A 23,305-nucleotide genomic window follows, 5' to 3' on the forward strand; every position below is an offset into this window, starting at 1 on the left:
TCCTGGAGCCTTTATGCAGTCACACTTGATCGTGTCCGACCTTGACGGCACCTTGCTGGGTGCCGATCACGACCTGGCCGCGCTGACCATTGATACCCTGCGTGCGTTGGCCGAGGAGGGGCATCGGCTGTGCCTCGCCTCAGGCAGACACCACCGGGATATGGTCGGTTTTCGCGATCGACTGGGTGGGGCGGCACACATCATATCCAGCAACGGCGCCTGGACCCTGGATGCTGCTGGGCAGTGTGTGCGGTCTGCGCACCTGCGGCCGGAACAGGTGGAAATGCTGCTGGGCCTTCCCCGGCCGTCAGAGGTACGCCTTAATATGTACCGCGAGGATGCCTGGTTGATCGACGATCATGCCCCTGGTCTGCTGGCCCTGCATGAAGCGACTGGCTTCGAGTACCAGGTAGCACCAACGGAGCGAATGGAGGTGCAGGGTGTAGGCAAGGTGCTTTACATCGGCGAGCCTCGTCTGCTGGCCACCATTGAAGCGGCCGCACGGGAGGCAGCAGGCGATGCCTTGCACATCACCTATTCGATGAGTCACTCGCTGGAAATCATGGCGGCAGGGGTCAACAAGGGCAGTGCCGTGTCTGCGCTGCTCGACGATCTGGGGATTCCTGCAGAGCGCTGCCTGGCCTTTGGCGACAACCTCAATGACCTGGAAATGCTGAGCCTTGCGGGCGAAGCCCACGTCATGGCCAACGCCCATCCCCAGCTGGCGCAGGATCTGCCCGGGGCGACAGTGATCGGCCATCACGCCGAAGAAGGGGTGGCGCGCTGCCTGCGCCGTCGCTTCGGGCTCGCGGATGAGCGGCACGGCTAGTTGCCGCACTAGTCCCGCCAATATCCCACCAATGTCCCAGACATGCCCCTGTCGCTGGCCTCGCACCGGCCTTGGCGCCCAGCATGAACAGGTCATATAGCCTCGGATCACTTCTCAGGAGCGTCGGATGAACGGATACGACCCGCTGTTTCTCGACCGTCACGTGCGCGACACGATGGCCTTTTACCACCCCAGGGCGATCGATCCCCACGGTGGTTTCTTTCACTACCTGCGCGATGATGGCGGCGTCTATGACGCGGAGCATCGTCATCTGGTGTCGAGCGCGCGCTATGTCGTCACCTATGCGCGGTTTGCGCTGCACAGCGGTCAATCCGAGTATCTGCACTGGGCGCGCCACGGGCTTGCCTATCTGGAGAAGGCTCACTTTCAGACGCGCCATCAGGGCTATGCCTGGACGCTACGAGATGGCAAGCCTGAGGACACCACCCATCATTGCTACGGTCTGGCCTTCGTGCTGCTGGCCTATGCCGAGGCCTACCGGGCGGGGATTGCCGAGGCCTACGCAGGCATTGGTCGGGTTCACCGAATGCTGCAGCAGCACTTCTGGGAGCCCCAGTGGCAGCGTTTTGCCGATGAAGCGGATGAGCGTTGGCGCCTGAAGGACTACCGGGGCCAGAATGCCAACATGCATGGTTGCGAAGCGCTGATCGCAGCCTACGAGGCCACGTCTGAAACCCGCTATCTGGATCAGGCCTTGGCCATCGCGCGCTCGATCATCGGCATCAACCGCAAGCATCCCCATGGGTGGATATGGGAGCACTACGATCAGCACTGGAACCCTGACCTCGACTACAACCGGCAGGACCCCAAGCACCTGTTCCGCCCCTGGGGATATCAGGTGGGTCACCAGACCGAGTGGGCCAAGCTGCTGGTGTTGCTGTCCCGTTACCGCGACGACGCCTGGCTGATACCTACCGCAGAGCGGCTATTCAGCAGTGCCTGTGACGCTGGCTGGGACAAGCAGCATGGCGGTCTGGTGTATGGATGCGATCTGGACGGCGAGGTATGTGACGGCGACAAGTACTTCTGGGTACAGGCAGAGAGCTTCGCCGCGGCTGCGGTGCTGTGGGAAGTCACCGGCAAGGGCTGCTACCAGCGCTGGTATCAGCGCCTGTGGGAGTACAGCTGGCAGCATATGATGGATCATCGACACGGTGCCTGGTATCGCATCCTGTCTGCGGACAACCGCCGCTACGATGACGCCAAGAGCCCGGCCGGCAAGGTGGACTATCACACCATGGGTGCCTGTCAGGAGGTGATGGGCGTGCTGGCACGGCGCGAAGGTGGGTGAACAGAACCCACGGGGCCAGGCGTCGCTTGGCCCCGTGGGTCCGGTAGAGTGGTGGTTTGTAAGGTGATTCAGGCGTCCTTGTTGGGCGCCTCCATGCGTCTTAGCTGGCGCCACAGGTCGCGGCGAAGGTCGGCCAAACGGGGCCGCTGCTCCGGGCTGAACGTCAGCGGCCGTACCAGGCGCTGGGTCCTCAACCCTAGCCGAGCGCCGAGCAGACCCACGCCAAGGCCCTGGGCGGCGCGGGCCGAAAGGCGCCCGGCCAGATCCAGTGACAGCATCTGCACGCTGGCGTCGGTGGCGAGCTCGGTGGCGCCTGCAAAGGCCATCTGATACAGCACGCTGCGCAGCAGCTTGAGCCTGGCTGCGTAGCCCAGCTCCAGCCCGTAGAGTCGACACAACCGGTCCACCATCGCCAGGTGGCGCCATGCCACCAGGGTCATGTCCACCAGGGTCATCGGGCTGACGGCGACCATGACCGCGGTTTCTCCGCTCATTCGCGATATCAGGCGCTGGGCCTCTCTATCTCTCGGCGCCAGCAAGTGGTGCGCCACCAACTGCTGAAGGTCCTGGCCATCATGGTGCGCTTCTCGCGCCGCCTCGAAGGCATGCCAGTGGGGGTCGTCATCGCCTAGAGCGAGCTGAGTCTTGAGGCGCTGAGCCAGCGCCAGTGCCTGTTTGGGCGAGCGCTCATGCATCTGCGCCAGGGCTAGACGCAGCTGATCGTGGCGCTTCAATCGCTTCAGACGAAACAGCTCACGCATCAGCGCCATTCCGCCAAGTCCAATGGCCGTCAGTCCCAGCAGCTGCCAGCCGGTCGCCAGCAGGTCTCCCCCAGCAAGAGTCTGGGGCACGCCGGTCACCAGTTCGGCAGCGCCAAGGCCGGTAGTGGCGAGCAGCACCGTCACCAGTCCCCAGCGGCGTTTGCGAGGGCGTCCAAGGGTGCCCGCCAAGTCCACCCGATCGTCGTCGGCAGTGGCTGGCGGGGTGGGCGTCAGCGCCCGGCTGTCGACGCCTTCATCGAAGCGCTGTCCAGGCCTGGGGTCATGGAAAGAGCCGATGGTGGCGTCATCCTGCTCGGCAAAGCGCACCGAGGGGCGCGGGTCGTTCGGCGAGTCCTGGGTCATCTGAGCTTGTCTCCGAGTAGCCAATCCAGCGCCAGATCCATGCGGATGTGGGGCAGGGCTCCTGCCGTCACCGGTTGCGGCCTGAAGGCGGTAAAGTCGAATCCCTGACGTTCCCAGAAGGCAGGGTCTGGAAGCCGGCCTGGCACCTCTCCCGGGAAGGTCAGCAGCGACTCGCCGTCCAGGGTGGTGCCCCTGAGGGCCGGCGATGTACGTCCCTGATGGGTGACCTCACGCGCCTCGGTGGCGCGAATGGAGGCCAGCGACAGTGCCTTGACCGGAATATCGGCGTACTTGAGATTTTTAAGGGGTTCCGCGAGCAGTGCCTCCAGTAGGCTGACAAGCCTGGCATGCTGATCCGGCGTGACATGGTCCGCCTTGGTCGCGGCAATGGCCAGGCGATCGATGCGCGGTGTGAACAGGCGGCTGAACAGGCTGCGCCTGCCGTAGTTGAAACTCTGCATCAGTTGCTGCAACGCCTGGGACAGGTCCTCGAAACGTTCAGGGCCGGCGTTGAGGGCGCCCAGCACGTCGACCAGCACGATCTGGCGGTCGAATCGACGGAAGTGATCGCGGTAGAACGGCTTGACGATATGTTGCTGATAGTGGGCAAAGCGGCGTGCCAGCGTCCGATACACGCTCGACTCAGGCAAGCGTTCCAGGGTCTCGGCTGAGTGACTGTCAAGACCGGGCAGCGGAAAGAACTGCAGCACGGGGGCGCCGGCCAGCTCTCCGGGCAGCAGGAAACGCCCTGGCTGAAGGTGCGAAAAGCCCGCCTCACGGGCGGCGCGCAGTCCGCTGGCATACTGCTCGCTGATATCGGCGAGGAGAGCTTCATCCGCCTCCTGTGCGATGTCGAGTTGATCGACGCAGGCCTGCCAAGGCGCCAGCATGGCCCGTCGTGCCGGGCCGGCGCTCTCCTGCATGGCTTGCCATTGGGCGATGCTCCAGCTGGCAAAGGTGTGATCCAGCAGAGGCAGGTCCAGCAGCCATTCCCCCGGATAATCGAACAGGTCCAGGGTCAGCTCCGCGTTGTCGGCGCTGAACCAGGATTGGCGCTGCGGACGGTAGCGAATGGTCAGGCGTAGCTCGCTGATGCCGCGGGTGGGCTCTGGCCAGCGCGGTGGAATCTGTTCCAGGCTGGCGCGAGCCTGGTCGAAAGGAAAGCGGGGCACGCCCAGGTCTCGTTGGGCCACCCGCTGGGCGCCCAGCAGACGGCCCTCACGGCTGGCAGCAAGCAAGTCCAGGCGCGCTTCCAGGCCAGCATGGCGCAGCTGATCCACCAGCGAAGTAAGGAAGGCTGTCTTGCCCGCCCGAGACAGGCCGGTGACCGCCAGGCGTAGCTGGCGGTCTCGGCCACGTTCGATCAGATCCATCAGATCACGGGTCAGGTCCGTGGGCATTGCGGCTCCATCCTGTCAGATTACCCCCTAATCTGAGGGCGCCGTGCCGCAAAGACAAGCAATTGTAGTGCGATCAATACCAGCGGCAGGGCCGCCATGGGAAGCAGCCACAGATTCAATGTCTGCCATCCCAGCACTCCCACTAGGGGGCCTGCTGCCAGGGCAGTGATGGCGGCGGTGGTGAACACCAGAAACTCGTTGAGGGCCTGGACCCGCGCTTTTTCGGCGGGCTGATAGCATTCGGTCAGCAGGCCGGTGGCGGGCAGGAAGGTAAAGTTCCAACCGAGGCCGAGCAGCACTAGGGTAATGTTGAAGCCGGCGATGGTCGAGGGCCCCAGGGCGGTGAGTGCGCTGGCCATCAGCAGCACACAGCCCAGGGCGATCATGCTCGGGGCGCCCAGGCGCTGGGTCAATCGCCCGGTGAAGAAGGACGGCACGAACATGGCCAATACGTGCCATTGGATCGTCATCGAGACATGGTGAAACGCGTGACCGTGGGTGGCCATGGCCAAGGGAGTCGCCGTCATGGCCAGGTTCATCACCCCGTAGCCCACCATGGCGCCGAGAATGGCCAGCCATAGCTTGCTTTGCTGCAACAGCTCGGCCATGGGGCGGGCGGGCTCATCACGCGCCTGGCGGTCAACGGGGGGAAGGGGAATGACCAGCAGCAGGCCAAGGGCGATCAGATAGAGCGCCCCCAGGCCAATGAAACTGCCGAGAAACGGGGTGATCGACGCGTCTTGGCTGAATCTGGCAAGCCAGGGGCCGAAAAACGCCGCCAGCACGCCGCCCCCCATCACCAGGCCGACGGCCCGGTCCCGTGCCTGGGCCGGAGCAATCTCGATGGCGGCAAAGCGGTAGAGCTGGCCAAAGCCAATGCCGATACCGATCGCGGTGGTGGCCATCGCGAAGCCGACGAAGTTGCCGGCGACCAGCGTCACGCAGGCGGCCACGGTGCCGCCAAGTCCGATCAGGTTGCCGATCACGAATCCGCGCTTGCGCCCCAGTCGCCCCATGATCAGTGATGCGGGCAGGGTGGCCAGCATCAAGCCAAGCCACTGGGTAGCGACCGGCAATGTCGATAGCCACGGCGTGGGAGCCAGGGCCTGGCCGATCAGCGGAGACACCGCGATCAGCAGGATGTTGCCGCTGACCAGCAGCGCTTGACACAGCGATAGCAGAACGACGCCGGTGGGCAGTCGCGGTTGAGTGGCGTCGTGCATGTCGAGGACTCCTGTGTGATGTATCAGATGACCGGTGGGGGACCAGGCGTCAGTTGGCTTGGGGGATAACGCGTCAGCTGGCTTCGGATGACGTGCCGAAGCGTGCTCGGTAGATCGATGGTGATACGCCGTAGTGACGCTGGAACAGGCGTCGCAGCTGCTCGCTGGTGCCCAGGCGCCAGTGCGATGCCAGTTGCTCGAGTGACGACGCGCCACGAATCAGGTCCTGCCGGGCGGCCTCCAGGCGCACTCGGGTGAGGTACTCCATGGGCGTCGTGCCCAGTTGGCGACGGAACAGGCGAGACAGGTGGCGCGACGACATATGGACCTGTTCGGCCATGCTATGCAGGTCCATATCGGTTGCCGGCGCCGCGTGCAGGCGCTCCAGCAGAGGACGCAGACGGCTGCCACTGGCGTGTTGGCGGGCCATCAGTTCGCTGAATTGCGACTGGCCCCCTGGACGGTGGACAAACATCACCAGTTCTCGGGCGACCGTGGCGACCACGTCTGTACCTAGATCTGCCTCGACCAGTGACAGGGCCAGGTCGATACCCGCCGTCACCCCTGCGCTGGTGTAACGCCCGCGATCATGGACATACAGCGCATCTGCCTGCACGCGTACCTGGGGAAAGGTCTGGGCCAGGCGCTCGCAGTGCCGCCAGTGGGTGGTGGCGTCGTGATCATCGAGCAGTCCAGCATCGGCCAGCAGAAAGGCGCCGGTACAGACCGACCCGAGCCTGTCCAGGCGTGGCGCCACTCGGTTGAGGCGCTCTCGCCAGCGAGCCTGTTGGCATTGCACAAAGACGCCGTGTCCTCCGGCCACCAGCAAGGTGGCGTTATCCACTGGGCCACCGTCGCCCGCCTCCCACTGACGCCAGCCGAGGTCCGGTCGCAGGCGTAACCCGCCGTTGGACATGACCTCGTCGCCGCGCCCGATCAGCTGGAGGCGGTAGTTGCGGCGCCCAAGCACCTCATTGGTCGTGGCGAACACCTGCCAGGGCCCCGTGACGTCGAGCATCTGGCAATCGGGGTAGGCCAGCAGGGCAACGTCTTTGATGTCCATCATCGGGGTCTCGGCATGTCGTGGAAGCCGTGTTGATGATGGCGCCTGGTGAGGGTGGCGGCAAGGACAGGTACCCCACCGATCCGGACATGGGGCTCGCAATCAGCAACGCCCCGCTCCAGTGGGGTGGAGCGAGGCGTTATGGAGGCGACTCGAGGGAGTGGGGGGCTTCAGCCAGCAAAGGCCACGTAGATGGCAATCACCAGTACGACCAGCAGGATGCCTGCGGGAACGGCGCCTTTCCAGGGTGTCAGATCCACTGCGCCGACGTCCTCCTGCTGCCAGGCTTCGGTGCGTGGGCGCCACTTGCCGATCAGCAGCATGATGACCACCAGCAACACGAAGACCAGCGCAACGAAATGGAATTCGTGCATCAGCACGGGCAGCTTGTTGAACGGGGGAATGAAGTAACCTGCAAAGATCATCAGACAGCCGCCGACCAGAGCGATCTTGGCGGCCATGGGCGGCACCCGCTTGGTCAGCAGGCCGACGACTACCACGGCAAGAATGGGGATGAAGTAGATGGCGTTCATTTTCTGCAGGTAGCCGAACAGGCTTTCCTGACCCGCCAGCAGGGGCGCAATGGTCATGGCCGAGATTGCCATGATCCAACCGAACACCTGGCTGGACCTGACCACCTGGGCCTCGCTGGCGTCCTTCTTGAGTACGGCCTTGTAGAGGCCCAGGCTGAACAACGTCGTGGTAGAGTTCAGCGCCGAGTTGAAGGATGACAGGATGGCGCCAACCATCACCGCGGCAAAGAAGCCTGTCAGCGGCGCGGGCAGCACGTTAAAGACCAGGTGGCCGTATGCTTCGTCCGCCTTGATGCCCTGGTCGGCATACAGGTGATAGGCAATGATGCCGGGCAGGACCAGGTAAAGCGGACCCAGCAGCTTGAAGAAGCCCGTCAGCAGCACGCCTTTCTGGCCTTCGGCCAGGTTCTTGGCGGCAAAGGTGCGCTGGATGATCTGCTGGTTGGTGGTCCAGTAGAACACGTTGATGAGAAAGACCCCGGTGAACAGGGTAAAGAACGGTACGCTCTGGTCACTGCCCCCGATCGAGTTCATCTTCTCGGGGTTGGACTGCTTGAGGATGTCCCAGCCGGCGAGAACGCCGCCACTGTCGCTGACGGCCTGCAAGCCGAAATAGACAATGACAAAGCCACCGACAAGTAGTCCGATGCCGTTGAGAGTATCGGACACGGCCACCGTGCGCAGGCCGCCGAACAGGGCATAGATGGAACCGATGATGCCGACAATCCACACCGTCAGCCATAGCAGCGTGGTACTGGATTCGATCCCGGTCAGTCCCGACAGGTCGAGCATCCCTTGCAGGCCGATCGCGCCGGAATACAGGATGATCGGCAGCAGCACCACCGCGTAGGCGATCAGGAAGATCACGTTGGTGATCAGCTGGGTGCCCTTGTCGAAGCGGATTTCCAACAGCTGGGGCAGGGTGGCGATCCCGCTCTTGAGGAAGCGCGGCAGAAAGAACAGCGCCAGTGCCACCAGTGCCATGACGGCGACCACTTCCCAGGCCATGACGCTAAGGCCATCGGTGAAGGCTGAGCCGTTCAAGCCCACCATCTGCTCCGTGGACAGGTTGGTCATCAGCAATGAGCCCGCAATCAGCGGGAAGGTCAGGCTGCGGCCAGCGAGAAAGAAGCCGCTGGTGCTGGAATGGTCGTCCCGGCGGGTAATCCGCCAGGTGATGAAGGCGACCAGGCCGGTAAAGAACAAAAAGGACGCAAAGGTCAGTAGGGGCATCGTGTCATCCTTGCAATCGTGTTCCGCGGTGGCGGCGTTCCCGCTGCGCGTGCCGTGGGGGCGACGACGGTACTGGCCGACCATGGGTTCAGTGGTAGCGTCCCCCGCCGGTGCTAACCGGTGGTCAAGGGTCCCGGGACGCTGTATGCAGTATTGCAGCTGTATCGCTTCACTTGATGATCGGTATCGAGATCGCCCCTGCACATGCTGGTCGCGATGGCGGAGCCAGCGCGGTCAGGCCGCCTGAGGTGAACGCGCTTTTCCGTTTCTTAAAGGATTAAGTTCGTCGATATAGTGCCTGTTGGCAGCATGTTGGCTAGTTTATGTGGCTATCACGCTCGAGCCATACATCTTTTGTCTTAGCCGTGTGCTTCCGGAAGAACTGCTGGAACCGGCACAGGCTCAACGATGCCAAATAGTTGCAGCAATGTAGGCGTTGCCGCAATGATGAATCCGCAGGCGGCCAGAAGCCGCCCTGGCCAGCGATGGGTGCGAGCGATATGCAGACCCAGCAGGCAGACGACCAGGCCAGACATATGAAAGACGACCGCCAGCGAGCGAAGCAGTTCGAAGGGTGTCATGGGTGATGGGATCCAGCAGGTGGGTGGCCGGGTGAGTCACGCGAGCGATCACACAATGCCATCTTGGCGAGTGGTGGTGGTCGACCATCATCCGGTGCCGGCGTACCAATGCCGGTAGCCGGGCGCCAATGGCAGAGGATTTCTGGAAGGGGGAGAATGCCATGTCAGTAGCGGTAGCGCGAGCCGATGAGGTCATCGAGTTCTGGTTTCACACGTTGACGCCGCGGCAGTGGTTTGCCAAGGACGCCGACCTGGATCAACGTATGCGCGATGCGTTCAGTGCGACGCTGTCTGCTGCCGCGTCCGCCGAGACCTGGCAGTGGCGTACCTCGGCACGCGGGCGTTTGGCGGAAATCCTGGTCCTGGATCAGTTCTCGCGAAACATCCACCGTGATAGTGCGCTTGCCTTCGCCTGCGATGGCCAGGCATTGGTGCTGGCGCAGGAGGCGGTGGCACAGGGGGCGGATCGGGTGCTGGATGTCGCCTGGCGTGCCTTTCTCTACATGCCGTACATGCACAGCGAGTCACTGCCGATACACGAGGAAGCCTCGCGCCTGTTTGACCAACCGGGACTGGAAAGCAATTTGCACCATGAGCACCGGCACCGGGAGGTACTGCTCCGCTTCGGTCGTTATCCTCAGCGCAACGCTGCCTTGGGGCGGCGCTCCACGCCAGAGGAAGAGGCGTTCCTCGCCGAGCCGGGAAATCGCTTCTGACGGTGACTCGGTGAGGCCAGAAGGCAGACGCGGTGAGTGAGGGCTCGCAAGCTGTGCGGGGGCTGATGAAGGCCAGGCATTGCGTTTTGCTGGTGGCTCCATGGTGGTGTGCTGTGGCGGTAGAGCACGGCTGTTGACCATCTAGGGTGGCCGCGGTAGGGGCCGCTGGTGCTTAGCCAGGCCTCCTGTTGCATGGCTCGAGATACAGATCGCTACTTTCGTATGCATGAATGTAATGGTATAGCTGTAAATGCATGGGCGATGGCCTCTAGGGCACGCCTGAAGGTCTTGCTCCTCGGCCAAGGGATCTGCCGCTGGGGGGCTTGTACCGCAGAACCGCAAGCTTTCATTCAGCGACGAAGGAGAACGCAATGGGCTTTATCGCGTGGTTGATCATTGGCGGACTGGCCGGCTGGATCGCAGGTAACATCATGCGTGGCGGTGGTTTCGGTCTGCTTGGCAATATCGGGGTTGGTGTCGTTGGTGCATTGATCGGTGGCCTGCTGTTCAGCCTGGTTGGGCTTTCCAGTGGAGGATTCATCGGCTCACTGGTGACGGCCGTGGTAGGTGCCGTGGTATTGCTATGGGGCGTGGGGAAGCTGCGAGGTTAGCGTTCACTCACGACCGTTGAGGGGTGATATGGCCTCACAAGGAGCGTCATCATCGCCCAAACGCCAAGGGCCCGGTGCATTGCACCGGGCCCTTGGCGTTTGGGCGGGCTAGGCATCTCGTTACGCCGGTTCTCTTGTTCACGCCATGGCTGCCCGGTAGGCGCTCTTCGCCATGACGGGTACCGCTGAGGCAGCGTTGCAGGGTGTTTCAAAGCAGCGATAGAGGTTTCGGCCCGTGGTCGACAGATGATGAAGGTCGCCGTTTACCTGGTCGGGGAGGCATGCGGTGACGATATTGCGCTGATATGCAGGATACCTGTCATCGGGCTATCCATAGTGAGTCATTTTTCGATTGGTCGCCTGCGGTCACCGCTCGAGCAGACTTGCTATCACTCGGTTGCTCCGTTTTTACTCGATGATAACGCGCACCATGATGTGTTCTTCAAGATAGGGTCCGGAGTTAGTCGTTAGTACAACGGCCTTGCTGACTAGGTGAAGCCGTGTATTCGTTGTTTCTGGCTAGCAAACTATGTCTTCCACCGTATGGGATAAGCTTCCAATTAATGACGTGGGGTAAAGTATGTGTGCTCATTAACATAGAGGTGGAACGCTTTCTTTGCCTCATGGGTTTTGATCTAGGTCAAGTTTGTGATGGTTATGTGTGGTGTGGTCGAGTTAGAGATTTGCATAGTCGATAGGCAGCCTGTGAAGGATACTTTCTCAAAATAGGCGAGGACAGTTGTGATAGTGAGAAGTGGCCTCAGATGCTGTGCATACTCATGTTTACCAGGTTTTCCAAGAATAAGGGGTATCAGATTGTGAGAAATTTTTTTATATTTATCATCGCGCTATGCTGCGTTTTCTTGATTTCAGCATGCTCAATAGCCCATTCCGAAAATATCGGGCCGCATAAATACAGAGTGACGAGTAGTGGTAATGTTTGGGCATCAAAATCGGATCACATGGACAATGTGAGAGAAGAGGCTGAAGAGGTATGTGGCGACTCGAACTATACCATAACGGGAAATGAGGATGATGCATTCGTCTCATCTGTTCCTAGTGTGGTAAATGGTATTCCCATGAGGATTCCTTCGACAGGGCTCGTCGCGGAGTTTGAATGCCACTAAATCGCCAATGTGGTGGTGGAGAAAAGCGAAGGTCGGGATACCTTCGCTTTTCTCATACGGGTAGGGCGCTGGAAGGGGCTTGTCATTGGGTTAAGTGGTGGGTTTGAAGTAGCAGCGCCATTATGTTGTGTTTAATTTTTGATCTTCCCTTGGCGCCGATGGCAAGCGCCATTCAGCCTGCATGACGGGCGGGGTCAGGCAGGGAGGGAAAGCGGGGTGGGTGTGCCTGCAGGTAAGCGTGGCACGCCCTGAGCACCCTGACGTCATCGTACTTGCCTCCCGCCAGTTGAAAACCGACCGGCAGTCCCTGTTCGGTAAAGCCGCAGGGAACCGACGCTGCGGGCTGCTGACTGAGGTTGAAGGGGTAGGAGAAGGGCGCCCATTCCTCCCAGTCGCGCATGCCACTTCCCGGAGGCACCTGGTGGTGAATCTCGAAGGGACTGATGGGCACGGATGGGGTCATCAGCAGGTGATAGTCCTGATTGAACTGTTCCAGGCGCATCGTCAGGTCGGCCCGGGCGGCCTGCGCGCGGAAGAGCTCTACGGCCTTCCAGTCCTCTGCGCGCAAGGCATTCTCGTAAAGGCCGGGGTCCAGCTTGGCACGGTCGTCATCACTGAGCTGCGAGACCATCTCCAGTGAGGCGGTAAACCACAGTCGCTGAAAGATCCACAGGGGCGACAGGAGGTCTGGGTTGACCTCGCAGACCTCGGCACCCAAGGCTTCGAGGTGGTGGGCGGCCTCTCTGACCTTGGCGACGATCTGAGGGTCCACGTCGGCGAAGCCGAGATCGGTGGAGAAGGCGATGCGCAGACCGCGCAAGTCCTGGCCCAGGTCCTGGCCCCAGTCGCTCGGCTGACCTCGGGTAGCATAGGGGTCCACGTAGTCGTAGCGGCCAATGACATTGAGCATGGCGGCGGCGTCTTCCACCGTGCGCGTGATCGGGCCGATATGGGAAAGCGTCGGGGCCTCCGCTGGCGGCCACTGCGGTGTCCAGCCAAAGCTTGGTTTGAAGCCGAAGACGCCGCAGAAGGCGGCGGGTATGCGAATGGAACCGCCAGAGTCGCCACCTTGATGCAGCACTCCCATGTTCAGGGCGGCAGCTGCGGCAGCACCTCCCGACGATCCGCCGGACGTCAGGCGAGTGTCCCAGGGGTTGCAGGTGGCACCGAACACTCGGTTATCGGTGACCGCCTTCCAGCCATCTTCCGGCGTGTTGGTCTTGCCCAGCAGAACAGCGCCGGCCTCTCTCAGTCGCCGGGCCGGTGGCGCATCAGTGTCACAGGGCTGACGAGACCCCAGCAGCGAGCCATTTGACGTTGGCATGCCCGCGACGTTGGTCAGGTCCTTGATGGAGACCGGTACGCCGTCGATGGGACTGAGTGGCTTGCCTTGCCCCCATCGCCGTGCCGAGGCTGTTGCGGCTTTCTCGGCGCCTTCGGCATCGATATAGGTGTAGGCATTAACGGTCGGGTTAAAGCGTTCAATCCTGGACAGGGCGGCTCGAGTCGCTTCCAGCGGTGAGACGCTGCCATTGCGGTAATGTTCCGTCAGTGCCGCAACGCCCATATTGCCCAGTTCATCCTCTTGCATGGTCGGGTCCCTCGCGTCCATGAGTGAGGCTTTACCGTAGCTTGTTTGGGCACATTTTTTCCAATCTGGCTGCCCGCAAGGGCGAGCATTGCTGCTGTTTTACTGCCCCCAAACAACAACGCCACCGGCATCAGCCGGTGGCGTCGAGGAATGACGGCGGTGGGCCGTCAGCGTCTGAGCATTACGCCGTGGCGGCGGCAGTGCTGCCCAGCATGGCCTTGAGGTCGTTCTCGATGATGCCAAGGCCTTCTTCGAGAACCGCGTCCTCGATGGTGACCGGCATGAGGAAGCGAATGGTGTTGCCGAACATGCCGCAGGACAGCAGGATCAGGCCGTTCTCGCGAGCGCGCTTGCACAGTTCAGCGGCCAGCTCGGGGGCCGGCTGACCATCCTTGCCGTTCAGTTCGAAGGCGGCCATGGAACCGAGGTTGCGGGGGTGCACGACAGCGTCGAATGTCTCGGCCCACTGGGCGAAACGTTGTGCCAGCTTGTCACCCAGCGCGCGGCTCTTGGCCAGGATATCCTCTTCTTCGAACACCTCTAGTACCGCCAGGGTGGCGGCGCAGGACACTGGGCTACCGGCATAGGTGCCACCCAGCGAGTTGGCACCGGAGGCGTCCATGTGCTTGTCAGTGCCGACCACAGCTGAGATCGGCATGCCCGCTGCCATGCTTTTGGCCATGGTCATCAGGTCGGGCTGAACGCCGCTGTGTTCGATGGCAAACATTTTTCCGGTACGACCGAAGCCGCTCTGAACTTCGTCGATGATCATCAGAATGCCGTGCTCGTCGCAGATCTCGCGAATCTTTTCGAGGAAGCTCTGCGGAGCCGGGTAGAAGCCACCTTCGCCCAGCACAGGCTCAAGCACGATGGCCGCGGTGTCGGCCGGGTTGGCGTCGGTCTTCAGTACCATCTTCAGGCGACGAATGGCTTCCTCTTCGCTGATGCCGTGCTCAGCGACCGGGTAGCCGGCGCGGAAGACGCAGCCCGGCATGGTGCCGAAGTCGTTGGCATAGGGAGCCACCTTGCCGTTCATGGCCATGGTCATGAAGGTACGGCCGTGGTAGCCACCGTCGAAGCAGATGACGTTGTTGCGGCCGGTCGCGGCACGCGCAATCTTGACCGCGTTTTCCAGCGCTTCGGCGCCGGAGTTGGCGAGCATGACCTTGGCATCGCCGCGCACCGGGGTGATCTCGGCCAGCTTCTCGGCCACTTTGACGTAGCCTTCATAGGGCATCACGGTCTGGCAGGTGTGCATCACCTTGTCCAGCTGGTCCTTGACCGCCTGGACCACCTTGGGGTGGCAGTGACCAATATTGAGGACGCCAATGCCGCCGGCGAAGTCAATGAAACGGTTGCCGTCGGCGTCCCACAGTTCCGCATTCTTGGCATGGTCTGCGAAGGCGGTCGCGGGGCTGGCGGCACCCTTGGCCACGTACTTTTGCTTGAGTTCGTTCAGTTGTGCGTTGGACATCTTCAGACTCCTTGTGCCTGCAGTGTGGAGAGAGTGTGTTCAGGGTAGACGTTAACGACAGGACGCGCAGTGCGCGTCCCGGCATATTTTGTGGTGAGGATGCACGGTCTAACTCAAGTGTTCCTCTGGTGTTCGTGGCATGAGGCAGACGGCTGGTCGCCCGGCTTTCACAGGCCGCCGACGCAGGCGTACTTGAGTTCGGTGTATTCGTCGAGGCCATGGCGCGAACCCTCGCGACCAAGACCCGACTCCTTGACGCCCCCGAAGGGCGCGAGTTCGGTAGACAGGATGCCTTCGTTGATGGCGACCATGCCGTACTCCAGCTGCTCCATGGTGCGCCAGATGCGACGGTAATCGCTGGCGTAGAAGTAGGCAGCCAGGCCGAACTCGGTATCATTGGCCATGGCGATGGCCTCATCGTCACTGCTGAAGCGGAAGATGGGGGCCAACGGGCCGAAGGTTTCTTCCTTGGCCACGCGCATGGCGGTGGTGACATCGGCCAGCACCGTGGGCTGGAAGAAGGTGCCTTCCAGAGCTTCACCACCGGTCACCAGACGCGCACCCTTGTCGAGGGCGTCAGCGATATGCGATTGCACCTTGTCCACCGCGGCCGCGTTGATCAGCGGGCCCTGGACCACGCCTTCTTCCAGGCCGTTGCCCACCTTGAGCTGGGCAACGCGCTTGCCCAGCTTTTCGACGAAGGCATCGTACACCCCGTCCTGAACCAGGAAGCGGTTGGTGCACACACAGGTCTGACCGGAGTTGCGGTACTTGGAGGCAATGGCGCCTTCCACGGCTGCGTCCAGGTCAGCGTCATCAAAGACGATGAAGGGAGCGTTGCCACCTAGCTCCATGGAAGCCTTCTTGACGGTATCTGCGCATTGGGCCAGCAGAATCTTGCCTACCGGAGTAGAGCCCGTGAAAGACACCTTGCGCACTCTAGCGTCACCGGTCAGCACGGGGCCCACTTCGCGAGGCGAGCTGGAGGTCACGATATTGATGACACCAGCGGGGATGCCGACCTCTTCTGCCAGCTTGGCCAGCGCCAGGGCGGTCAGAGGGGTCGCCTCCGCCGGCTTCACCACCACGGTGCAGCCTGCTGCCAGAGCAGGGGCGCACTTGCGGGTGATCATGGCCAGCGGAAAGTTCCACGGGGTGATGGCAGCGACCACGCCGACCGGTTCACGGAATACCAGAATGCGCTTGTCCTGGCCGTGGCCTGGAAGCGTCTCGCCGGCGATGCGCTTGGCTTCCTCGGCATAGAACTCGACAAAGGCAGCCCCGTAGGCCACTTCGCCGCGAGACTCTGCCAGCGGCTTGCCTTGCTCAAGGGTCATCAGCTCGGCGAGGGCTTCCTGATGGTCCATGATCGCGTTGAACCAGGCGCGTAGCAGCGCGGAGCGCTCCTTGGCGGTCTTGCGCTTCCAGCCAGCCCAGGCCTGATCAGCGGCGCCGATGGCCTCTTTCACCTCATCGGCACCGAGGTCCGGTACTTCTGCCAGAACGGCACCCGTGGCGGGATTGGTCACACTGAAGCGACGGTCGGTGGCACGCCATTGGCCGCCGATGTATGCCTTGTCGATAATCAGGTCCTGAGCGTTGGACATGGGGGGCTCCGCGAAAGTCAGGGAATAGGTGTTATCTCATGATTGACGAGTGTGCATTATTTGAAACATGGCGCCAAGGGGCGTGATCATAATTTTTTACGGCTGTTTGAAGAATCCGGTGGAAGCGCACAGCACGACCATCGTTCACCCCTCGAACAGGACATTGGCATCGGCGCGACGAGCAGTTTCCGGTACACTATGTCGCCGTCTTGTTGCCACCGCCTGCGACGTTGGCTCTGCGGCCACTGCGGGGTTGCCTGTCGACAAGCACGGTTGTGTAGAGACGGCGACGCAACATAGTGAAGAGTGAAACGCCGTAGCAGGCTTCTGCCGGGCCGGCCTGATATTCGTGTTCCAGCGAGGTGAGACTTGGTTGATCCGCTCAATGCCTGGTGGGCGCAGCAACTGGTGCTGTGTGACTGGGCTTTCATGCCTGACCCTTTGACGTTGCCGGAAGAGGCGGCGCTTGAGCGCCTGGCTGCCATTGAAGTGGTGGATCGAGGTGAGCTGGCCTGGCGTCTGCTTGAGCTGGATGCGGCCGGTCATGCATCCGCATCGCAATTGCTGGCGTCTCTGGAGCTGATTGCGCTGGGTGGGGCTGCCGGTTGGCTGACAGCCGATGTCGCCCGGTCCTGGGCCGTCAATCGCTGCCGCGAGATTCAGCGCCGCTACGACAGCCTGGATGATTGGCTTGAGGCCCTGTGCGAGGCGCGTGGTCGGGAAGGCTGGTTGCACGGCGACGAAGGTTTGCTCGATGCCTGCCGAGCCTTGTCCAAGCTGGAGGGCGAAGGTGCTGGTATCACCTGGCCATTGCTGGAACAGGGCCTCGCCCAGGCATCTGTCGGGCCGCTATGGCCGGATAGTCCCGAGGATCGTGTCTGGCGCCTTCGTGCTGCCTTCTCTCCCGTGCTGGTCACGCCAGCCAGTCAGCACGACTGGCAGGGTGTCGATACCTGGCTGGCTGAGGTCTGGCAGATTCATTGTGTCGAGGATCTTGAGCGGGCGCTGCTCTGGCTGACGAGCCAAGGCGACCGGCAGGGGTGGGATATCGACGCCTCGCGACTGATGAGTGTCAGCACCGCAGAGCGACAGGCGTGGTGTGAAGGTCTCGGCCCCCAGGAGCGTGCCTACGGCCGCCTGCTGTGCCGTTACATCGACCAGGGCGAGCCGCTGGAGTGGGCCGCCTGGGACTGGCTGCGTGCGGTGGACCTGGCCTGGGCGGGCGCCTGCATGGGCTGGCTGTCCCCCAGCGACGCAGCTCTAATGGCCTATCACGCTGCCGACCTGGTGCAGCGTCGGTACAGTGATTGGAGCGCGTTGGCTCGGTCCTACCAGCGGGGGCGTGGGTTGTTCGAAGGTCAGGACCGGCTTCCCAGCTTGGCCGCGGACTGGCAATGGCTGATGGGCTCTCCCCTCAGCCCCTGGCAGGACAGTCTGGCGGAGCTGTTGGACGAAGGCATGATTGAGGCCTCGCGCGAGGCCGCCCGTGGCTTTCGTCTATCGCCGCGGCACTGGGTGCTCGCCCTGGCCTCGGTACGCGAGCCCGAACTGGCTGCGCGCCAAGGGCCGTCGCCGACACTGGTGCAGTCCCGCCGAGATGAAGCCCGCAAGTATCTGGTCGAGACGCTGGACCTGCATCCGGACGAAGGGGCCCGGGCATTGGTTCGCTACTGGTTACCGGCCCAGGCCCATCATCTTAACCAACTGGCGGCCGACGCTGCCCATCGTGCCTTGCCCTCCGCCCGAACCCCCTTTGGTGATGCGCCCGCTGGCGACATCTCCGGGCGTGACGGATTGGCCAAGGCCACGCGCCACTCGGCCACCATTCATATGGCGGAAAAGTACGCTTTCTACCTGTTGATGAGCATGGATAGTGAGCAGTTTGATGCCGCCAGTCTTGAGGAAATGGCGGCAGCACTGCGTGATGTCCTGTGCCGTTTTTACAGTTCGCCAAAGCGGCTACTCGAAGCGTGGGCGACCTGGGACAGTCTGCTACCGGAGCCTGAACAGCCGACGTTGAGTCATGAGATTCGCTGGCACCTGGACGATCCTGGCAGTCTGTTTCATTGGCTGACCTGGCAGGGCGGGGACTGGCGAGAGCCGGGAGAGCGGCCCAGTCTGATGCATTTTACGGCGCTGTCTCTGGTCGGACCTTTGAATACCGCCTCCTGGAGTCTGCCTCAGCCAGAGAGCGATCGTGAGGGTGCGTCGATCCGCGATTGGATCGATGGCCATTACGGGCTGCATACGGCGACGGAGCTGATCGATTTCGTGCGCTTTCTGCTCGATGTGGGAGATCGTCAGGAGTATCAGATCAACTATGCGCCCTACACCCTGAATGCCGCGCGCTTGAACTCCGAGATTGCCACTCTTGAGTCCGGGGAGTGCAATGAGGAGGAGCGTAATCACCTGCTGCGCCTGCTGCGTGTTCGCGACAATGCCGACCATTGCAACGATATCGACATGTGTGCCTGGGATCTGGCACAGGCCGTCGACCTTGCCATTGCCGGTCGACAGCTTGGGTGGCTGGCACAGCCAGACTTTCTGGCCCTGCTTGAACGGGCCTATCAGTTGGCATCTACCCACTATGCCGGCTGGCAGGACTACGCAAGAGGGCTGTACGCAGGATTCTCGTTCTTCATGGGTGAGACGCCCGAGCGCGAGTCATTTCTGGCCAGTTTTCGACAGGCTTTGATCGCCTGGTTGTCGGGAGCTCCACCCCTCGCGGGAACCTGGGCGAGCCTGGACTTTCCGGGGGCGCGCCCGCGACACTGGGCACCTCTGCATATTGATACTTTGCCGGGAGATGGTCGAACCCTGCACTGATCGTCTTGGAACAACAGAAAAAAAGTGCCAAAAAATTGTCCTGATCTATCGTCATAACAGATTATTTTGGCTACTATCCATGAGAACTTTCGTCAGACCCCCCGTAAAGAAGGGGGTCGTCGATCCACTAGCGTAGCTGAGGGTATTGTGGCAGTGGCACTAGTGCGTCACTTCCACAGGGGCTCTTGGGCGCCGGATCTGTCGTCAGCGGGTCCGGTTCAGGGAATGAGGTGTGTGTCGCATGAGCGTCGCCCAGACCTGCCGCGTGACAGCGGCTATGATGATGCTTGGCCTGTTGGTCGGATGTGCGAGTCAACAGGATACTGCCCAGAACGATTATTTCAGCAGAGACATGCCGACATTGGCGGAGCGAGCCGCCTCGCGAATGTCACCTGTTGAAGTGCCGAATACCGGCGGCAGCTTCCTGGATGATCCAGCCGCCGCGATTCGTGAGGCCCTGATGGCAGAACACGATCGCTGGGCGGGAACGCCCTATCGGTTTGGTGGCACCAACATGAGTGGCATCGACTGTTCGGCGCTGGTGCAGAACATTTTCAGCGACGCCTTCCAGGTCGAGCTACCCCGAACCACCGGCAGCCAGCTCCACATGGGCGAACCCATCACTCGCGATCAGCTGTCCCCTGGTGATCTCGTCTTCTTCAAGCCTCCTGGCAATCGTCATGTCGGCATCTACGTCGGGCAGGGGCGTTTTCTGCACGCGTCTTCTTCACGTGGTGTCATGATTTCCAAGCTCGACAACAGCTACTGGCGCCGCTACTACTGGCAGGCGCGCCGCCCGCTCGAGCCGACACATCTGAGCATGCGACAGTTTGCCTACAGCCCGGCACAGTTTGGCGGCTGATAGCGCTTGATGGCGGACAAGCGGCTGCTCAGGTCACTGGTCATGGCCTGCGCCCCATGATGCTGTCCTGTGAATCGTTAGATGGACATAAAAGAGGCAAGCCTGATGGCTTGCCTCTTTTATGTCGTCAACTCTACGGCTTGCGGCTTGGTCATAGCCCGTGGCGGTTGGCCAGTGCGTAGTCGATGAAGGCCCGTTCGGCGCGCGACAGGTACCCCTGGGGCTGCCAGGCGAGGGACAAGGTCAACATGGCTGGCGGCGAAAAGGACACGGCGGCCAGGTCGTCTTCCTCCACGACCCGACGCAGAAATGTGGTGATGCCGAAGCCTTGGCGCACGATAGCCTTGGTCAGCGGAATCAGGTTGGATTGAAACGCCAGTTGAGGTGCCATGCCAAGTTGGCGGGCCATGGCGTCCACAAACTCTCGATGAAAGTAGCCGTCCTGAAACAGCACCAGCGGCTGTGACAGAAATTCCGCCGCACTGACCTGGCCTTGTGACACAAAAGGATGGTCGCGAGGGGCACAGATCACCATTTCTTCACACAGCAGGGTTTCCGTCTCCAGGTCGTGATTCGTGCCGTCTTCCACCACGATGCCTAAATCCAGTTCCCGCTCCTTGATCAGGGCTTGCAGGCGGCGTGCGCCTGCCTCGATGACGGTCATGCGTATGCCGGGGTGACGCGCGGCAAATCCCATCAGCAACGGGGGCAGGTAATAGGAGCCCAGCATGGAAGGAATGCCGATGCGGACCTCACCCTTGACCAGGCCCTTGAGTTCCCGCATGGCGAGCTCCGTGGCGCTGGCATCGTCAAGAAGACGCCTCGCATGCTGCAGCAGCACCTCACCCTCTGGAGTCAGCTGTATGGGGCGTTCCTGACGTTTGAACAGCGGCGTATCCAGGCGTTGTTCCAGTGAAGCGATGGTCTGGCTGACGGCAGATTGGGCTACATGTCGCGCACGAGCGGCAGCGCTGAACCCGCCATGGTCGACCACGGCAACGAAAACGGCCAGCGACCTGAGATCAAAGGGTAGACTCATAAGTCAATCTGATGGTGAGCATCATTTTCTTCTGTTGGTGTGATGGAAGTGAAGCATGGATGATAGCGTTTGCCAAAGGAGACCTTCATGATTCATGCCGATACGCCCACCTGGCGCAGAGCGACACTGGCTCTGTGTCTGGGTTCCATGCTGGTGTTCATCAACCTGTATGCACCCCAGCCCTTGCTGCCCATGTTGCGAGAGGCATATGGTGCATCCACCTTGATGATCGGCCTGGTCATGTCCTTGGCAACGTTGACGCTGGCCTTGTCATTGTTGGTGTATGGCCCGCTATCCGACGCCATTGGGCGCGGTGCGATCATGAAGGTCAGTCTGGCCGCGGTGGGTTTGGCGACGCTGTTGATTGCCTTTGTTCCGGGGCTGGAGAGCCTGCTGGCTGCCAGGGTGCTGCAGGGGCTTGCGCTGGGCGGTTTGCCGGCCGTCGCCATTGCATGGATGGGGGACGAATTTTCCCCTCAGGCCATGACCCGTGCGGTAGGACTGTATATCGCCGCCAACACCCTGGGAGGTATCGGCGGGCGCATCCTGGGCGGCGTCATCGGTGAGTGGCAGGGGGTGCAGGCAAGTTTCGTTTCGGTGGCGGTGGTCACGCTGGCAGGCACGATGTTGTTCTGGTGGTTGCTGCCTGCCGCCAGGAGCTTCAAGCCCCAGCCTTTTCGCGTGTCCGGCGCGGTGCAGCAGATGAGGTCGCATCTTGGCAATCCATGGCTGTGGCCGGCCTATCTGATTGGGGGGCTGAACTTTCTGGTGTTCATCAACCAGTACAGTTACATGACGTTCCGTCTGGCAGAATCCCCGTTTCTGCTTGGCCCTCGCTGGCTGGGGCTGCTGTTCCTTACCTATCTGGGCGGCACCCTTGGCTCGACCCTGTCAGCCCGGGTGGTCGCCAGGCTTGGTGCGCCGGGCACCATGCTGCTGGGAATCGGGATCGTGAGTGTGGGGCTGGGGGTGACGCTGGTCGAGTCCCTCAGCGTGATCGTGCTGGCGCTGATGGTCAGTGCCTTTGGCTTCTTTCTGTGCCATGCGACCGCATCAGGCTGGGTCGGGCGCCAGGCCAAGACGGGACGGGGCAGCGCGTCGGCGCTTTACCTGGTCTTCTACTATCTGGGTGCGAGCCTGGGGCCGCTATGGCTGGAGCCATTTTGGCTGTGGCAGGGGTGGACTGGTGTGATCGGCGCCAGCTGGTGTGTACTTGCCGTGACGGGATGGCTGAGCTGGCGCTTGTGTCGGCGTCAGCGGCAAGAAGAAGCACGCAACATCGCCGTGGCGACGTCCGGCAGTCATTAGCCGGCCGGCGCCACCCGCCACCCTTCTGCCGTATAGACCTGCTGGCCAAGAGCTGTCAGGAAGACAGCGTCCCCTCTCGTCCACGTCGGTCGAGAGGGGCCGTGAGGGTAATGGGCTCGCGCAGAGGAGCCCCAGAGCGGCCCTCATGGCAAGGGCTCAGGAGGTCGCCTGTTGACCCGGGGCCGCGTGGGGCATGGCTTCTTCGCCCCAGATCTCCTTGAGGCGATCCGGGCGACCGCATGCGTTCTTGTAGAAGGTGTAGCGAACCTTGTTGTTCTGATAGTAGTTCTGGTGATAGTCCTCGGCCGGATAGAAGGTGCCGGGGTCTTCGATCAGGGTCTCGATAGGCTGATCAAAGCGTTCGGCGATGGCGTCTCGGCTTGCTTGCGCCTGGCTGCGCTGCTCGTCGTTCAGCGGCAGCAATGAAGAGCGATAGGTGTCACCTTCGTCACAGAACTGCCGATTGGCGACAAAGGGATCAATGTTGCGCCAGTAGACGTAGAGCAGGTCTTCGTAGTCGAGCTTGTCGGTGTCGTAAGTGACTTGCACGACTTCCACGTAGCCGGTCCCCCCAGCGCTGACCGCCTGATAGGTCGGGTCCTCTGTGTTCCCGGCGGCAAAGCCCGATACGGTCGCCTCGACGCCGTCGATCTTGTCGAACGCTTCTTCCATGCACCAGAAACAGCCCCCACCAAAGATAGCCGTCTGCTGATCGGCAAAGGCCGCGGGGGCTGTCAGCGTGGCACCAGTCAACATGCCGGCAACAATGACGCTTCGTGGGATCAGGGGAATTCGCATCAATTCACTCCGTTTAGTGTCCAGGGTGCAGGTGACCTTCCGCAGGTT

General features: G+C 61.8%; 18 protein-coding genes. 7 read left to right on the forward strand and 11 right to left on the reverse strand.

All coding sequences use genetic code 11. The annotated features are described in order from the left end of the window. The first annotated feature begins 13 nt into the window (after nt 1-13). The gene (locus KUW18_RS18275) at nt 14-829 is read left to right on the forward strand and encodes a Cof-type HAD-IIB family hydrolase (RefSeq protein ID WP_222562058.1); all 816 of its coding nucleotides are present in this window, start codon (nt 14-16) and stop codon (nt 827-829) included. Between the two features lie 127 nt (nt 830-956). Further along, nucleotides 957-2,141, forward strand: coding sequence for an AGE family epimerase/isomerase (locus tag KUW18_RS18280; RefSeq protein WP_222562059.1), 1,185 nt, complete (start codon nt 957-959; stop codon nt 2,139-2,141). Between the two features lie 68 nt (nt 2,142-2,209). Here the strand turns inward: KUW18_RS18280 and KUW18_RS18285 are convergent, their stop codons facing one another. The 6 genes from KUW18_RS18285 to KUW18_RS18310 form a co-directional block, all read right to left on the reverse strand. Beyond that, nucleotides 2,210-3,265 carry a YcjF family protein gene (locus tag KUW18_RS18285; RefSeq protein ID WP_222562060.1) on the reverse strand — a complete coding sequence of 352 codons (1,056 nt, stop codon included), beginning with the start codon at nt 3,263-3,265 and terminating at the stop codon, nt 2,210-2,212. After that, nucleotides 3,262-4,665: a YcjX family protein gene (locus KUW18_RS18290; RefSeq protein WP_222562061.1), complete on the reverse strand. Its 1,404-nt coding sequence runs from the start codon at nt 4,663-4,665 to the stop codon at nt 3,262-3,264. Before KUW18_RS18290 ends, KUW18_RS18285 begins: the two co-directional genes overlap by 4 nt. 20 nt (nt 4,666-4,685) lie before the next feature. Further along, the gene (locus KUW18_RS18295; protein WP_222562095.1) at nt 4,686-5,864 is read right to left on the reverse strand and encodes an MFS transporter; all 1,179 of its coding nucleotides are present in this window, start codon (nt 5,862-5,864) and stop codon (nt 4,686-4,688) included. A gap of 97 nt (nt 5,865-5,961) precedes the next feature. Further along, entirely contained in the window at nt 5,962-6,954 is a 993-nt protein-coding gene (locus KUW18_RS18300; RefSeq protein ID WP_261396790.1) for a GlxA family transcriptional regulator, read from the reverse strand. Between the two features lie 167 nt (nt 6,955-7,121). Continuing rightward, nucleotides 7,122-8,717 carry a solute:sodium symporter family transporter gene (locus KUW18_RS18305; RefSeq protein ID WP_222562062.1) on the reverse strand — a complete coding sequence of 532 codons (1,596 nt, stop codon included), beginning with the start codon at nt 8,715-8,717 and terminating at the stop codon, nt 7,122-7,124. Between the two features lie 359 nt (nt 8,718-9,076). Further along, nucleotides 9,077-9,298, reverse strand: coding sequence for a hypothetical protein (locus tag KUW18_RS18310; protein WP_206944397.1), 222 nt, complete (start codon nt 9,296-9,298; stop codon nt 9,077-9,079). Between the two features lie 161 nt (nt 9,299-9,459). Between KUW18_RS18310 and KUW18_RS18315 the strand changes: the two genes are divergently transcribed. Next, complete coding sequence (locus KUW18_RS18315) at nt 9,460-10,014, forward strand: DUF924 family protein (RefSeq protein ID WP_222562063.1); 555 nt, start codon at nt 9,460-9,462, stop codon at nt 10,012-10,014. A 371-nt stretch (nt 10,015-10,385) separates the two neighbouring features. Beyond that, the gene (locus KUW18_RS18320) at nt 10,386-10,625 is read left to right on the forward strand and encodes a GlsB/YeaQ/YmgE family stress response membrane protein (RefSeq protein WP_206944395.1); all 240 of its coding nucleotides are present in this window, start codon (nt 10,386-10,388) and stop codon (nt 10,623-10,625) included. A 1,299-nt stretch (nt 10,626-11,924) separates the two neighbouring features. Here KUW18_RS18320 and KUW18_RS18325 read toward each other — a convergent pair. From KUW18_RS18325 to KUW18_RS18335, 3 genes are all read right to left on the reverse strand, one after another. Then, nucleotides 11,925-13,343 carry an amidase gene (locus KUW18_RS18325; RefSeq protein ID WP_222562064.1) on the reverse strand — a complete coding sequence of 473 codons (1,419 nt, stop codon included), beginning with the start codon at nt 13,341-13,343 and terminating at the stop codon, nt 11,925-11,927. Between the two features lie 181 nt (nt 13,344-13,524). Next, nucleotides 13,525-14,817: an aspartate aminotransferase family protein gene (locus KUW18_RS18330; protein ID WP_206944392.1), complete on the reverse strand. Its 1,293-nt coding sequence runs from the start codon at nt 14,815-14,817 to the stop codon at nt 13,525-13,527. 167 nt (nt 14,818-14,984) lie between these two features. Continuing rightward, nucleotides 14,985-16,424, reverse strand: a complete 1,440-nt coding sequence (locus KUW18_RS18335) for an NAD-dependent succinate-semialdehyde dehydrogenase (RefSeq protein WP_206944390.1) — start codon at nt 16,422-16,424, stop codon at nt 14,985-14,987. Between the two features lie 369 nt (nt 16,425-16,793). Here KUW18_RS18335 and KUW18_RS18340 point away from each other — a divergent pair, with 369 nt between their 5' ends. Both KUW18_RS18340 and KUW18_RS18345 read left to right on the forward strand, forming a co-directional pair. After that, nucleotides 16,794-19,250, forward strand: coding sequence for a DUF1266 domain-containing protein (locus KUW18_RS18340; protein ID WP_222164241.1), 2,457 nt, complete (start codon nt 16,794-16,796; stop codon nt 19,248-19,250). A 385-nt stretch (nt 19,251-19,635) separates the two neighbouring features. Continuing rightward, on the forward strand, nt 19,636-20,112 hold the full coding sequence (locus KUW18_RS18345; protein ID WP_308126695.1) for a C40 family peptidase: 477 nt from the start codon (nt 19,636-19,638) through the stop codon (nt 20,110-20,112). Nucleotides 20,113-20,263: 151 nt separating this feature from the next. Here the strand turns inward: KUW18_RS18345 and KUW18_RS18350 are convergent, their stop codons facing one another. Further along, entirely contained in the window at nt 20,264-21,151 is an 888-nt protein-coding gene (locus tag KUW18_RS18350) for a LysR family transcriptional regulator (RefSeq protein WP_222164240.1), read from the reverse strand. An 87-nt stretch (nt 21,152-21,238) separates the two neighbouring features. On the opposite strand from KUW18_RS18350, the gene KUW18_RS18355 reads away from it, so the two are divergent. After that, nucleotides 21,239-22,459: an MFS transporter gene (locus KUW18_RS18355; RefSeq protein ID WP_222562065.1), complete on the forward strand. Its 1,221-nt coding sequence runs from the start codon at nt 21,239-21,241 to the stop codon at nt 22,457-22,459. A gap of 156 nt (nt 22,460-22,615) precedes the next feature. On the opposite strand, the gene msrA is transcribed toward KUW18_RS18355, so the two are convergent. Beyond that, a complete protein-coding gene (msrA, locus tag KUW18_RS18360; RefSeq protein WP_222164238.1) occupies nt 22,616-23,257 on the reverse strand; it encodes a peptide-methionine (S)-S-oxide reductase MsrA in 642 nt (213 codons plus the stop codon). Nucleotides 23,258-23,305 lie beyond the last annotated feature (48 nt).

Origin of the sequence: Halomonas sp. DP5Y7-2 (assembly GCF_019802025.1) — a bacterium.
GTDB classification, from domain to species: Bacteria; Pseudomonadota; Gammaproteobacteria; order Pseudomonadales; family Halomonadaceae; genus Halomonas; species Halomonas litopenaei_A.

What these genes read in the sequence shown, in the direction of transcription:
- KUW18_RS18275 (WP_222562058.1), top strand. Translation starts at nt 14, where the DNA reads ATGCAGTCACACTTGATCGTGTCCGACCTTGACGGCACCTTGCTGGGT.
- KUW18_RS18325 (WP_222562064.1), bottom strand. Translation starts at nt 13,343, where the DNA reads ATGCAAGAGGATGAACTGGGCAATATGGGCGTTGCGGCACTGACGGAA.
- KUW18_RS18335 (WP_206944390.1), bottom strand. Translation starts at nt 16,424, where the DNA reads ATGTCCAACGCTCAGGACCTGATTATCGACAAGGCATACATCGGCGGC.
- KUW18_RS18300 (WP_261396790.1), bottom strand. Translation starts at nt 6,954, where the DNA reads ATGATGGACATCAAAGACGTTGCCCTGCTGGCCTACCCCGATTGCCAG.
- KUW18_RS18315 (WP_222562063.1), top strand. Translation starts at nt 9,460, where the DNA reads ATGTCAGTAGCGGTAGCGCGAGCCGATGAGGTCATCGAGTTCTGGTTT.
- KUW18_RS18350 (WP_222164240.1), bottom strand. Translation starts at nt 21,151, where the DNA reads ATGAGTCTACCCTTTGATCTCAGGTCGCTGGCCGTTTTCGTTGCCGTG.
- KUW18_RS18285 (WP_222562060.1), bottom strand. Translation starts at nt 3,265, where the DNA reads ATGACCCAGGACTCGCCGAACGACCCGCGCCCCTCGGTGCGCTTTGCC.
- KUW18_RS18305 (WP_222562062.1), bottom strand. Translation starts at nt 8,717, where the DNA reads ATGCCCCTACTGACCTTTGCGTCCTTTTTGTTCTTTACCGGCCTGGTC.
- KUW18_RS18310 (WP_206944397.1), bottom strand. Translation starts at nt 9,298, where the DNA reads ATGACACCCTTCGAACTGCTTCGCTCGCTGGCGGTCGTCTTTCATATG.
- KUW18_RS18345 (WP_308126695.1), top strand. Translation starts at nt 19,636, where the DNA reads ATGTCACCTGTTGAAGTGCCGAATACCGGCGGCAGCTTCCTGGATGAT.
- KUW18_RS18290 (WP_222562061.1), bottom strand. Translation starts at nt 4,665, where the DNA reads ATGCCCACGGACCTGACCCGTGATCTGATGGATCTGATCGAACGTGGC.
- KUW18_RS18280 (WP_222562059.1), top strand. Translation starts at nt 957, where the DNA reads ATGAACGGATACGACCCGCTGTTTCTCGACCGTCACGTGCGCGACACG.
- msrA (WP_222164238.1), bottom strand. Translation starts at nt 23,257, where the DNA reads ATGCGAATTCCCCTGATCCCACGAAGCGTCATTGTTGCCGGCATGTTG.
- KUW18_RS18320 (WP_206944395.1), top strand. Translation starts at nt 10,386, where the DNA reads ATGGGCTTTATCGCGTGGTTGATCATTGGCGGACTGGCCGGCTGGATC.
- KUW18_RS18355 (WP_222562065.1), top strand. Translation starts at nt 21,239, where the DNA reads ATGATTCATGCCGATACGCCCACCTGGCGCAGAGCGACACTGGCTCTG.
- KUW18_RS18330 (WP_206944392.1), bottom strand. Translation starts at nt 14,817, where the DNA reads ATGTCCAACGCACAACTGAACGAACTCAAGCAAAAGTACGTGGCCAAG.